General features: G+C 35.6%; 15 protein-coding genes. 7 read left to right on the top strand and 8 right to left on the bottom strand.

Features of this window, described 5'->3' with window-relative positions; all coding sequences use genetic code 11:
- Window positions 1-172: 172 nt before the first annotated feature.
- Window positions 173-1,210 (top strand): LacI family DNA-binding transcriptional regulator, encoded by a 1,038-nt coding sequence (locus FDO66_RS11735; RefSeq protein WP_141432834.1) that lies wholly within the window; start codon window positions 173-175, stop codon window positions 1,208-1,210.
- Between the two features lie 61 nt (window positions 1,211-1,271).
- On the opposite strand, the gene FDO66_RS11730 is transcribed toward FDO66_RS11735, so the two are convergent.
- Entirely contained in the window at window positions 1,272-2,150 is an 879-nt protein-coding gene (locus FDO66_RS11730; protein ID WP_141432833.1) for an SDR family oxidoreductase, read from the bottom strand.
- A gap of 125 nt (window positions 2,151-2,275) precedes the next feature.
- The gene (locus tag FDO66_RS11725) at window positions 2,276-2,767 is read right to left on the bottom strand and encodes a YajQ family cyclic di-GMP-binding protein (RefSeq protein ID WP_141432832.1); all 492 of its coding nucleotides are present in this window, start codon (window positions 2,765-2,767) and stop codon (window positions 2,276-2,278) included.
- Window positions 2,768-3,318: 551 nt separating this feature from the next.
- On the opposite strand from FDO66_RS11725, the gene FDO66_RS11720 reads away from it, so the two are divergent.
- Window positions 3,319-4,182 (top strand): CvfB family protein, encoded by an 864-nt coding sequence (locus FDO66_RS11720; protein WP_141432845.1) that lies wholly within the window; start codon window positions 3,319-3,321, stop codon window positions 4,180-4,182.
- A gap of 208 nt (window positions 4,183-4,390) precedes the next feature.
- On the opposite strand, the gene FDO66_RS11715 is transcribed toward FDO66_RS11720, so the two are convergent.
- From FDO66_RS11715 to FDO66_RS11695, 6 genes are all read right to left on the bottom strand, one after another.
- Window positions 4,391-5,023, bottom strand: coding sequence for a methyl-accepting chemotaxis protein (locus FDO66_RS11715; protein WP_395939776.1), 633 nt, complete (start codon window positions 5,021-5,023; stop codon window positions 4,391-4,393).
- Window positions 5,024-5,313: 290 nt separating this feature from the next.
- Window positions 5,314-5,448: a DUF3941 domain-containing protein gene (locus FDO66_RS11710; RefSeq protein WP_141432830.1), complete on the bottom strand. Its 135-nt coding sequence runs from the start codon at window positions 5,446-5,448 to the stop codon at window positions 5,314-5,316.
- A gap of 100 nt (window positions 5,449-5,548) precedes the next feature.
- The gene (locus FDO66_RS11705; protein WP_141432829.1) at window positions 5,549-6,415 is read right to left on the bottom strand and encodes a DegV family protein; all 867 of its coding nucleotides are present in this window, start codon (window positions 6,413-6,415) and stop codon (window positions 5,549-5,551) included.
- Window positions 6,416-6,638: 223 nt separating this feature from the next.
- Window positions 6,639-6,836, bottom strand: a complete 198-nt coding sequence (locus FDO66_RS11700; protein WP_141432828.1) for a DUF3813 domain-containing protein — start codon at window positions 6,834-6,836, stop codon at window positions 6,639-6,641.
- 2 nt (window positions 6,837-6,838) lie between these two features.
- Complete coding sequence (locus FDO66_RS20875) at window positions 6,839-7,054, bottom strand: hypothetical protein (protein WP_181444546.1); 216 nt, start codon at window positions 7,052-7,054, stop codon at window positions 6,839-6,841.
- A gap of 263 nt (window positions 7,055-7,317) precedes the next feature.
- A complete protein-coding gene (locus tag FDO66_RS11695; protein WP_141432827.1) occupies window positions 7,318-8,136 on the bottom strand; it encodes a Cof-type HAD-IIB family hydrolase in 819 nt (272 codons plus the stop codon).
- Between the two features lie 237 nt (window positions 8,137-8,373).
- On the opposite strand from FDO66_RS11695, the gene FDO66_RS11690 reads away from it, so the two are divergent.
- The 5 genes from FDO66_RS11690 (at window position 8,374) to mobB (ending at window position 12,774) form a co-directional block, all read left to right on the top strand.
- Entirely contained in the window at window positions 8,374-9,144 is a 771-nt protein-coding gene (locus tag FDO66_RS11690) for an alpha/beta fold hydrolase (protein WP_141432826.1), read from the top strand.
- A gap of 282 nt (window positions 9,145-9,426) precedes the next feature.
- Window positions 9,427-9,735 (top strand): metal-sulfur cluster assembly factor, encoded by a 309-nt coding sequence (locus FDO66_RS11685; RefSeq protein WP_141432844.1) that lies wholly within the window; start codon window positions 9,427-9,429, stop codon window positions 9,733-9,735.
- Window positions 9,736-9,820: 85 nt separating this feature from the next.
- On the top strand, window positions 9,821-10,837 hold the full coding sequence (gene moaA, locus FDO66_RS11680; RefSeq protein WP_141432825.1) for a GTP 3',8-cyclase MoaA: 1,017 nt from the start codon (window positions 9,821-9,823) through the stop codon (window positions 10,835-10,837).
- A gap of 159 nt (window positions 10,838-10,996) precedes the next feature.
- The gene (locus FDO66_RS11675) at window positions 10,997-12,271 is read left to right on the top strand and encodes a molybdopterin molybdotransferase MoeA (protein ID WP_309475272.1); all 1,275 of its coding nucleotides are present in this window, start codon (window positions 10,997-10,999) and stop codon (window positions 12,269-12,271) included.
- Complete coding sequence (gene mobB, locus FDO66_RS11670; protein ID WP_141432823.1) at window positions 12,259-12,774, top strand: molybdopterin-guanine dinucleotide biosynthesis protein B; 516 nt, start codon at window positions 12,259-12,261, stop codon at window positions 12,772-12,774. The genes FDO66_RS11675 and mobB overlap by 13 nt, the downstream gene beginning before the upstream one ends.
- The last annotated feature ends 149 nt before the right edge of the window (window positions 12,775-12,923 follow it).

Genomic DNA, 12,923 nt, shown 5'->3' with positions numbered 1-12,923 from the left:
ATATGACAACAATCGATGGAAAAATTCTTAAAAGATATGGGATAAAACCTTTAAAATTAATTTGGAGATTCAACAAAGTTTTATGGTATTAAAAAAATAACTAAAGGAGGTGAGTACTGGTCATAATATGTTTTGTTATGAATTGTTATATTTTAATATGACCAGGCGGAATATGTCAGTAACGATAAAGGATGTAGCGAGGCTCGCAAATGTTGCTCCATCCACTGTTTCCCGTGTCATTTCTAATAGTTCACGTATTAGCGAGAAAACAAAGGAAAAAGTGAGGCAAGCAATGGAGCAGCTTGGCTACCATCCAAATTTTAATGCACGCAGCTTGGCAAATCAATCTACTCAAGCGATCGGCCTTATTATGCCAAGTTCTAATGACATCGTTTTTCAAAATCCCTTTTTCCCAACTGTATTGCGAGGATTAAGTAAAGGAGCTCATGAAAACAGGTATGCACTTTATATGACGACTGGAAATACTGATGATGCAATCTATGATGACGTTGTGAATATGGTACAAGGGGGAAGGGTTGACGGCGTCGTTCTTTTGTATTCAAAAGTTGAAGATAAAGTACAAAGCTATCTTCTTGACCAAGGATTTCCATTTGTCGTTATTGGAAAGCCTTATTGCAATGAAAATGAAATTACTTATGTAGATAATGACAACATAAAAGCTGCCTATGATGTAACGAAGCATCTAATAGATCTAGGCCATAAGCACATTGGCTATATTGGAGGTAATTTAAAGTTTGTTGTGACGTTAGAGAGGCTTTTAGGCTATAAACAAGCATTAGAGGAAGCGAAGTTACCGATTATCAATCACTACAGGGTTCATGAAGAGTTTTTACGAGAAGGCGGTCAGGAAGCAGTTAAAGAACTTTTTTCTTTGAAAAAACATCCAACAGCTCTTGTAGTAGCGGATGATTTAATGTCTTTGGGAGTATTAAATACACTTGATGAAATTGGGATTTCTGTTCCAGAGGATATGTCCATCATTAGCTTTAATAATATTTTGCTGTCTGAGCTTTCAAGACCTCCGATTACATCCGTAGATATTAATATTTTTGATTTAGGAAATATAGCAGCAAGAAACTTAATTCAAAAAATTCAAAATCCATCAGAACCTGTAAAGAAAACCATTATCCCTCATCAAATTATTTGGAGGAAATCCTGCCTTCACCCAAAAACAGAGAAGACGATTTAAAAGCAGTAAAAGCATACTTTTACTGCTTAACCATAATTGTTATCTGTGAAAAGAATCATACTTATCCATTCACGATTTTCCCGCCGTTAATATGCAGGATTTGCCCGCTTACATAGGAGGAGTCATCTGATGCGAGATAAACATAGCTTGGAGCCAGTTCATATGGCTGACCAGCTCTTCCTAATGGAGTGTCGATTCCAAATGTGCTCACCTTAGTTTGATCGAAGGTTGATGGAATTAATGGAGTCCAAATTGGTCCGGGTGCGACCCCATTTACTCTAATCCCATCTTTTGCGAGAGATTTTGCAAGAGAACGGGTAAAGGAAACAATAGCACCTTTTGTAGAGGAATAATCAATGAGCTGTTCATTTCCTTCATAAGCTGTAATAGAAGCAGTATTAATAATCGAGCTGCCTAGAGAAAAATGAGGAAGAACAGCTTTTGTTAAGTAAAAGAAGGAAAAAATATTCGTTCTAAATGTCCTCTCAAGCTGTTCCGCTGTAATTTGAAGAAGACTTTCCTGCGGATGCTGTTCCGCCGCATTATTAACGAGAATATCGATTTTTCCAAACTGATTAATCGTTTTATTCGCAATATCGATACAAAACGTTTCACTTCCAATATCGCCTGCTATTAACAGACATTTCCTTCCTTCAGCTTCCACTAATCCTTTTGTTTCTTCTGCATCGGAATGCTCATCTAAATAAACATTGACAATGTCTGCTCCTTCTTTTGCAAAATAAAGAGCTACAGATTTGCCGATCCCACTGTCGCCGCCCGTAATAATGGCCACTTTATTCATTAATTTGCCTGTCCCTTTATAATGAATATCAACCGAGATCGGCTTTGGATTCATTAAATTTTCAAGTCCCGGCTGCCTATTTTGATGTTGTGGGGGAAAGCCATTTGCTGGATTACTTGTCACTTTTTTACCTCCCATTTTTAATAAATTCAATTATAGTATGATGATATTAATTTGAATTTATTAAATAATGCGAGATAAAGTGAAACTTCCATTAGTGGGGATCTTGCTGCCCGTTAATGGAAGTAAAAAAGAAGGCACTTTTATCGATAGTTCACAAACTGTACGTCTACGGTGAGATCAGCTTCTCTAACAGCGGCTATAATTTTTTGTAAATCATCGCGGCTTTTAGCAGTTACACGAACTTGATCATCCTGTACCTGACTTTTTACCTTTAATCCGCTATTTTTAATTAATACATTTATTTTTTTTGCATTATCTTTATCTATCCCCTGAACCAATTTGGCCCGTTGTCTTACGGTCGCTCCTGAGGCTTTTTCAATTTTCCCATAATCAAGATTTCGAACGGGGATTCCTCTTTTAATCATTTTGCTAAAAAGAACGTCTTTTAACTGCTCTAGCTTGTATTCATCGTCTGAAATAAGAACAAGTTCTTCTTTGTCTAGGCTTATATTACTTTTACTTCCTTTAAAATCATATCTTGTTTGAATTTCTTTCATAGAAATATTGATAGCATTTGTCACTTCGGATAAATCTACCTTGGATACAATATCAAATGAACTTTCTTTAGACATAAAAACCTCCAAAACGAAATTATTTTTGAATGAGTCTGATTCAAAAAAACGATCAAAGGTACTCATTCAAATTAGATTTATGTCACTAGCAAATAAAACAGTAATAAGTTTCACTTTATGAGTCAAGTATAGTAAAATATATCAGTTCAAACAACTTTTGCAATTTTTATATAGAATTAACTTTCCTGTCATTTGATTCTGAGCATGAATTGCTTTACTTTTGATGATAAAATTAATTGATAGTAAAAATGGTATTTGTATGAAGGATGTATTTAATTGAGAAATGTTTTGATAACAATATATATTAATTAGGCTGTTTTCTCAAAGTTTGTTGCTTTTGACATAAAAAAATTGGGAGAAACGTTTCGGAGCAGCCTGCATACACGTAGACTCCTGTGGGAATGCGAGAAAGGCGAGACCCCGCAGGAGCGTATGCGACGAGGAGGCTTGACGCTCGCCCACGGAAAGCGAAGTGTATGCAGGCTGCGCGTTTAAAAGCAACAATCTATACGAAAATAGCCATTAATCATATTAATAATGGAGGAATTTATTTGTTACTAGAGGATTATATCGGACAAGCAGTTACACTGACAGTTGCTAGAAAATCAGATTTTGGATACTTTTTAACGGATGATGGCACAGAGGATGTATTGCTTCATATGAATGAAACGGATCAAGAATTAGAAATAGATGAGCACATAAAAGTATTCTTATATACCGATTCAAAAGGGCGTATTGCAGCAACAACAACGATGCCAACGATAACTGTTGGCAAATATGATTGGGCAAAGGTAACCGATGTCAAAAAAGGCTTAGGTGTATTTCTTGATATTGGTATTCAAAAAGAAATGCTGCTAGGTGAAGAGGATTTGCCTGTGCACGAAGCTGTATGGCCAATAGTGGGTGATATGCTTTACATGACGTTAAGGGTCAATCGAAATAATCGCTTATATGTAAAAGCTGCAACCGATCCTATAATAGAAGAAATATCAATAAAGGCTGAAAAAAAGGATTACAATAAAAATATCCATGGATACATTTATCGGACAGCTAAGGTGGGGAGCTGGATTTATACGGCAGAGGGCTTTAAAGGATTTATTCATGAATCACAAAGACTGACCGAACCGCGTCTTGGTGAAAAAGTGGAAGGCAGAATTATTGATGTAAAAGAAGATGGCACAGTAAATATTTCATTAATGCCTCGTAAGCAAGAAGCACTTGATGAAGATGCTGAACATATTTTTGCTTATTTATCATCAAGAAATGGAGCCATGCCATATAGTGATAAAAGTATGCCAGAAGATATTAAAGAAAGATTTAATATGAGTAAAGGATCCTTTAAACGAGGACTCGGAAGACTAATGAAAGAAGAAAGAGTCTACCAAGAAGATGGCTGGACATATATAAAGAAATAATAAGAAGTAGCTCAAAAACCAATTGAGCTACTCTTTTTTCAAGGTAAAAAAGTATAAATTTGAACTTCAAAGAATGTCTATTTGATCATTCCTTATAACAGGAAAAATTGGGATTTCCAGGCGCTATGTATCCAACCAATTTGTAAAAATGTTAGTAACCTTTCTAAAACGTTGTCTTCCTTTGTTTACTAAATTCTCTTTTGCTTTTTCAAACTGGCCATTTGCCATTAAATCTTGCAGATAGAGTATTCATATGTTGTGCTGTATCTTGAATCGTTTCATTTATCTTCCCTATATTAGATATCTGTTCCATTGAAGAAGCCAAGATCTCCTCACTTCCAGCTGAGAGCTGTTCAGCAATCGCGGAGGCATGATTAATGGAATTTGTGATAACCGTTGTACTCTCAAGCATTCTTTTCCCTTCGTCATCTAAAATTTCAATTTCATTTTTTATTTTCTCAATTTCTTCCTTAATTTGATTTAGGGATGAGTTTGATGTCGATATGCTTTTCACACCTTTGTTAACAAAATGAAGAACTGATGCTGTTCTTTCGGAAGAATATGTAATCTTATCTACCACTGTTAAAACTAAATCTTCAATTTTTTCGGTTGCATCCTTTGATTGGGAGGCAAGTTTGCCGACTTCATTTGCTACAACCGCAAACCCTTTTCCATGTTCTCCTGCCCTCGCTGCCTCAATATTCGCATTTAAGGAAAGTAATTTTGTCTGATTTGCAATATCTCGAATCAAATAAATAATCGTAGAAATTTCTTTTGATACTGTTAATAATTGCTGTGTAGCCTCTTCATTTTTTCGGCTTTCAAGCTCGAGATGATTCATAATACCGACAGATTCTTTTATGTTTTCTTGACCTATAACTACACTCGATTCAACCAATTGACCAGATTTTAAAATTTGATTGTTTTTCTCTACTAAGTTATTCGCTATTTGATTAATGTTGTTCATTTCCTCTGAAATTTTTACTGCTTCATCTGCTGATTGCTTAATCCCTTTTGAAAGCTTATTTATTGTATCGGCAATTCGATAACTTGATTTTTGGATATATAAACCATAACCATGAAAAACGGGCATACGAATAACGTATGCCCGTTTGAAATTTAAACATGTAATTATAGATGATCTGTCGTTTTTGAATATTGATTTTTTCCAGCGTTACGGTTTTTTTTACGCATCATATTTTTTTCATGACGCAACGCGTTATTGTCCTTCGCTTTTTTATCATTATCTGATGTATGCGATACCATTGGAATGCTCCTTTCTAAATGAGAACGGCATTAATTGTTACATACATTATTATCTGTCATTGTCTTAGGGAGCATGTATGGTTTGAACAAAAATTGTAATCTAGTGTGTAAAAGGCAACTCGTTTAAAAAGAAAAGAGCAATCGTTCCTGCACCTGTATGAGATCCAATGGATGCTCCGACCTCTGAGATGACAAAGTGCTTTCCATCTAATTCTTTTTCTATTAATTCCTTTACTTCTAAAGCGGTCTCCATATTATCCGCGTGACTGATGCCAATTTCTTGTTCCTCTAAATGGATGCCTCTTTCTTTCATTACCTCGATCATACGGCGCAGTAATTTCTTTTTACCTCTTATCTTTTCAATAGGAACAAGCTTTCCATCTTCAACGTTTAACAGAGGTTTAATATTAAGTAGTCCGCCTAAAAAGGCAGATGCTCTCGATAATCGCCCTCCTTTTGCTAAATGATCAAGGTCTTCAACGGTAAAAAGATGCTCCATGTGAAGGCATCGAAATTCAATATCCTTTAATATTTCTTCCTTAGAGAATTGTAATTTTGCAAGCCTTGCCGCTTCTTTAACGATTAACCCTACACCAAGGGATGCACATTTTGTATCTACAATGGTTAAGCTGAAATCAGGGTATTGCTCCTTTACTTGATTGCGGATCATCATAGCTGTTTGATATGTTCCTGATAATTGAGAAGAAAAAGCAATATAAATTCCATCTTCCTCATTTTGCGCCATTTTTGTAAAAATTTCTTCAAAAAGAAGTGGGGAAACCTGTGAAGTTTTTGGTAAATGTCCTTCACGTATTGATTGATATACCTTATTAGGCTCAATTGTTATTAAATCTTCATATTCCTGCTCATTTACATACACCTTTAATGGGAGCAGTGTGACATCATTTTCCTCAAAAAAGCTAAGAGGTAAATCACATGCACTGTCAGCGAGAATTTTTACTGACATCTCTATTCACCAGCTTCCTGCTATAGTTTAATTTAAGTGTATAGAATTCAAATTAAAATGACAAATTCGTAATCAGAAGGAAAGGTATAAGAGGCGATAAAAGAGGTATTTTGATACTAGTGGAAAAAAATAAAGGTGTCTTAGGTTTTTTTGTAAAATAAAGGAAGGGTTCTCATAGGATATTGCATCCTATTGGAACCCTTTACCTGATTTCGATCTACAATTAGCTTAATGATCGATCTGTTTCTGTAAGATCTTCAAGCTGTTTTTGTAACTCTTGAAGCTGCTGCTGTTCTGCTGTCGAGGAGTTAGCAAAAGCAGATGTAAGAGCATTCTTCGCTTTGGAGACTGCATCCTCTTGACCTGATTGTAGTGCTATATCGACAGCTTTTCTCGCTTCTTGAAAAAGTTCGTTAGCCATAATTATATGCCTCCAAGAAAGGATTCTTTCTCGTTAGCCATTTTTTTCGTTTCAGCCTCTGCGTAGGTCATACGATATGGAAGACGTTCATCATGACGTGTGACAGAATCAACGCCTTGCTTAATAAAGCGTTTTGATTTATTGCTTTTACCCAATCGAATCGCCCCCAAACTGAAAATAGAAACAGGCTTAGCTGCTTCTATTTTAGTATGCTTCAACAAGATTAAATTAATGAGTTAGAAATTAACTTTCCGGCGTAATCGGTTTTTTATCGCTGATCAAGTCGCTTCCGCTTTTCTTTTTGTCTAGCTCCGATGTACAGGATGTACGAGTGCCGATGTTGCCACAGGACGTGGCGCTATTAATCGGCTAGCCCTAGCCCTTGTGAAAAATAACCTTTTGCCTCTAAAAGTAAAAAGCACTTTTTGAGTCAAAAGAACATTTTTCTTCAGGGCTGATCAAGTCGCTTCCGCTTTTCTATCTATATTGCTTTTAAATTTAAGTATTCGTTTAAATACACTCCAATGCCATCCTCTTCATTTGTAAGTGTTTCTTCATTAGAAATAGCCTTTACTGCATCAATGGCATTCCCCATTGCAATACCTTTCCCAGCATACTCCAGCATTTCTAAATCATTATCCTCATCTCCAAATGCAATAATTCTATCGGGAGGAATTTGAAAATATTCCGCTGCTTTTTTCAGTCCAACTGCTTTATTTAATCCATATTTGACAATTTCAATTACATGCCATGGATCAGCCCAACGTCTGTGATCAATAACCTCAGCATGTACTTGAGATAAATGCTCTCTAATTTTTTTTACAAGCTTTTCTTCAGTATGAATTAACATACTAGTTGGTGCTGAATGTAAAAATTTTCGTAAATCTCCAGTTGTAATAGCAGGTGTACCAAGACTAAAGATTTCAATAAGCTTTTCATCATGGTAATGGAAGTATACCTCATCCATGACCTCTGCAATAATATTGTGAAATTCAAAAGAGTTGCAAGCCTCTACAATATCTTTGGCTACTTCAATATCTAATGGTGAATGGTACATTCCCCAGCTCCGATCTTTCGGATGATGAATGAACGCTCCATTGAAATTAACAATAGGAGTATCTAATGCTAATTCACGGTAATACATTTCACTAGATCGATAAGGCCGACCAGTAGCAATCATCACGATATGTCCTTCTTGTCGGGCTTTTTGAATCACTTTTTTTGTTTTACATGAAATGGTTTTATCATCTTTCAGTAAGGTTCCATCTAAGTCTAATGCGATCATATGCTTGTCCTTCATCGTCTCACCTTTTCATGATTTTTTCTTTCTATTACCTAGTGTAAAGCTTTTTGAAAAAAAAAGTCTACATGATAAACTAAAAGTATAGAAATAATTTACAAAAATCAGCAATGTAAAATTTGACTTAATTACACATGCCGCTCTTTGTATTCTTAATACTATTATGTTAACTATTTAATATGACTGTTGTAAAAAATTGCCTTTGAAATAGCGGTATTTAAAACAGGAGGTTTTTTTTTGATTATTATTGAAAAAATAAAGATCAATACAATTCCAGCTCTGCACATTGTTGAAAAAAATAATTTTGATAAACAGCTTCCTTTCATAATTTTTATCCATGGATTTACAGATACAAAAGAAAAGTATTTAAACTATGCTTATTTACTAGCCGAAAAAGGGTATAGAGTTGTGTTGCCAGAAACCATTTATCATGGAGAAAGAAAAGAAGGTCATTCAATGTTATCGTTAAGCTTCCAATTTTTGAATATTGTATTAACGACTATTAAAGAGCTTGCACTCATTAAATCCTATTTTCAAGAAAAAAAAATAATAGATGAGACAAAAATAGGAATTGCCGGAATTTCAATGGGTGGAATTATTACACTAGGCGCTTTATCAAAATACCCATGGATTAAAACAGCAGTTAGTTTAATGGGTATGCCTTATTATGAAAAGTTTGCATTGTGGCAAATAGAAGAGTTTAGAAGCAAAGGTATTCAAATTCCTCTTAAAGCTGATGAACTATCATTGTTGATTAACCAGATTAATCAATTTGACATAAGTAAACAAGCAGAAAAGTTAATGAATCGACCATTAATGTTTTGGCATGGGAAGAATGATACAGTTGTTCCACACTCATTCGCATATCATTTTTATGAAGACATTAAACCAATGTATCGTAACGACCCAGATAAACTTTTATTTATTTCTGATGAAAAAGCTGGTCATAAGGTTAGCCATGAAGGAGTAATGGAAACGATTCATTGGTTTGAAACCCATTTGGTTTAATCAATGAAGCTTTTCGATACTCTTTTTTAAAAGCAAAAGACTTTCACGAGCCAATGGAACATTTTTCTTCAGGGCTGATCAAGGCACCTGCACTTTTCGTTATGTCTAGTTCCGGAGCCTAGCCCTTGTGAAAAATAACCCAATGCCTCTAAAAGCAAAAAGCGCGCTTTTTGAGTCAATGGAACATTTTTCTTCAGGGCTGATCAAGGCACCTGCACTTTTCGTGTGAATCTGATAGGATAGAATGTGGGAACCTATAAATGATGAAAGTGAGTGAAAATGATGGATGAAGCGCTAAGGGAAAATATTTTCGGTGCATTAGAGTTAGTCATTGATCCTGAACTAGGAATTGATATTGTTAATTTAGGACTCGTTTATCAAATAGATATGGATGAGAACGGAAAGGTAACTGTTGATATGACATTGACAGCGATGGGATGTCCGTTAGCAGGAACTATTGTGGAGCAAGTGAAAAGTGCGTTATCAGAAATACCAGAGGTGAAAGAAACAGAAGTTAACATAGTCTGGAATCCTCCATGGACAAAGGATAAAATGACAAGATATGCAAAAATTGCATTAGGCATTCGATGATATAGGAAGGATTCTTCACCTAGCAATTTCACTTAGAACATGTTACGATATAATTTTTATGGCATTTAAAAGGAGATGACTGCTGGTGAAGAAGCTTTCTTTAAAAGATCAATTATCAAGACCTCTTCGTGATTTGAGAATTTCCGTTACTGACAGGTGTAATTTTCGTTGCCAATATTGTATGCCAGCAGAAATTTTTGGTTCGGACTTTCCTTTCTTACCAAAGCATGAATTATTATCCTTTGAAGAAATTGAACGATTATCACGTATTTTTGTCAAATTAGGAATGGAAAAGATCCGACTAACGGGAGGAGAACCTCTATTAAGAAAAGAACTGCCACTGCTAGTCAGTATGCTGACAAAAATAAAAGGTTTAAAGGATATTGGCTTAACTACAAACGGAGTGTTGCTTCCGGTTTATGCCAAACAATTAAAGGAAGCAGGCTTACATCGGGTAAACATTAGCTTGGATAGCCTTAATGATGAATTGTTTGGAAAGATGAATGGTCGCAATGTGAAGGTTCAAGCTGTCATAAAAGGAATTGAAGCTGCGAAAGAGGCAGGTCTTGAAGTTAAAATAAATATGGTCGTCAAAAAAGGGTTGAATGATTCAGAAATCGTTCCAATGGCAGCATTTTGTAAAGAACAAGGTTTGTCCTTAAGGTTTATTGAATATATGGATGTTGGAACAACTAATGGCTGGAGAATGGAAGACGTTGTTACCAAAAAGGAAATGTTCACCCTTTTAAATGAGCATTTTTCATTAGAGCCAGTCGATCCAAATTATTTTGGGGAAGTAGCAAAACGGTACAAATATACGGGGACGAACATAGAAGTAGGGTTTATAACTTCGGTCTCGGAATCCTTTTGTTCAACATGTACACGTTCACGTCTTTCGGCGAATGGACAATTATTTACATGTCTATTTAGTGGAAAAGGCTATGATCTTAAAACCATGTTAAGAAATGGTGCTACTGATGAAAAAATATGGAATCAAATAACAGAAATTTGGCAAAATAGGCATGATCGATATTCAGATGAAAGAACAGCAGAAACAAAATCACAGCATAAAAAAATCGAGATGTCTTATATCGGAGGTTAAACGCTATATACAACTTAAAAATAAGGAATATTAAAAAAGAGGGTGAACAATGCAAAATGCCGAGCACCTCGATGTCATGTACAGACTGTAACTAACTGTATGGATCTTAGAGGTCAACTAACATTTTGGAACATCCTCTTTTTGTTTTATATATAGGAGATGATCAAGTTGTTAACCAAAAGAACACCACTATCTGTTCCGGAAGCCATTCAAAAGGTGATGAATTATAAGAAAAAAGGGAATATTGAATATATATCGATTCATCATAGCTTTCAAAGGTTTTTAGCAGAAGATGTAATAGCGACACATGATGTCCCGCATTTTGATCGTTCCCCATATGATGGATTTGCTGTCCGCTCAATTGATACTGTAGAAGCCAATTTAGATCTTCCGGTCGAATTTGAAGTCATTGATTCAATTGGAGCAGGTTCGGTTACGAAAAAGACAGTTGGTCCTTTTCAAGCTGTCAGAATTATGACAGGGGCTAAGCTTCCTGAAGAGTGCGATGCAGTTGTGATGCTGGAGCTTGCACAAACGTATACAAAAAATGAGAATAATTATATGTCCATTAAACGCTCATATAAAAAGGGAGATAATGTATCTTTTCGAGGAGAAGATATAAAAAAGGGTGAAGTCATTGTCCGTAAAGGCACATACATTAATCCAGGTATTCAAGCTATTCTTGCTACATTTGGCTATCACCAAGTGCCTGTTGCACGAAAACCAATTATAGGAATTTATGCTACAGGGTCAGAGCTTTTAGATGTTGAGGATTCTCTTCAGCCAGGAAAAATTAGAAATAGCAATTCTTATATGCTTTTAGCACAAATTGAAAGGGCTGGGGGAGAGGCACGATATTTTGGCAAACTCCCAGACGATGTTGATATTTGCTTTGAATCTATTTCTAAAGCCATCAACGAGGTGGATTTCTTTATTACGACTGGCGGAGTTTCTGTAGGTGATTACGACTACATGCCTGACATTTATCAAAGGCTCGAAGCAGAAGTACTTTTTAATAAAGTAGCCATGCGACCTGGCAGTGTAACAACAGTTGCTCAAACAAAAGAAAGCGTTTTGTTTGGTCTTTCTGGAAATCCTTCTGCTTGTTATGTTGGATTTGAGCTGTTTGTTCGACCACTAATTCGAACCATGCTATTTTCAAGCCAGCCTCATTTACAAAAGGAATGTGCTATTCTAGGGAGCGATTTTCCTAAGCCCAATCCATTTACCCGTTTTGTTAGGAGTAAAGTGTCAATCATGAATGGGAAGCTTTATGCCAATCCAAGTGGAAAGGATAAATCAAACATGGTGACAAGCCTTGTTGGTGCAAATGCATTTATGATCCTGCCAGGTGGAACAAGGGGCTACAAAGAGGGAGATGAAGTTGACGTTCTCATTCTTGACAATCAGGAAGGGTGCGAATGGTCTTGGTAAAGTCTTCTATTCTTCAAGTGGCTGGCTATAAAAATAGCGGCAAAACAACCTTTATAGAAAAACTGCTTGAACAATTTGATCGTATTGGAAAAGTTGTTGTGACGATCAAAAGTCATGGGCATGGAGGTCAGCCTAAAACTTATGAAACAAAAGATTCGGATCGGCACCTAACAGCAGGAGCTGTGGCATCTCTTGTAGAAGGAGATGGAAGAATGATTCTGCAAGCAGAAAGAAAGGGATGGACACTAGATGAAAAAATAAGGCTAATTTCTTATTTTCATCCTGAGCTGATTATTATTGAAGGCCATAAAAGAGAATCTTATCCTAAAATTGTTTTAATACGTGAACAAAAGGACTTAAACCTTTTAAACGAACTAGCTAATATTATCATGGTTTTGTATTGGGATATAAATATGAAAGAAAATGAAGATTTTCCTTCTTTTCAAATCAATGATCTATCAGCCATTTTGTGGATCATGGAGTATGTAAGTATAAAAACATAAGCGCCTTGAACAAGCCTGAAGCTGGATGGCGATACATTTCTATTGAAGTGATTAATAGCTAATTATATTATTGATTGCTGATGAACGATATAATAGGAATCAGCTCATCCGATTTCTTGTGTTCTTAATGTTAGAAAATTCCGTTTTCT

This window comes from Bacillus sp. 03113, assembly GCF_006546985.1.
In the GTDB taxonomy this organism is placed as follows: domain Bacteria; phylum Bacillota; class Bacilli; order Bacillales; family Cytobacillaceae; genus VATK01.
Note: the sequence above shows the minus strand (reverse complement) of the source record. Positions and strands in the feature narration are given on the sequence as shown.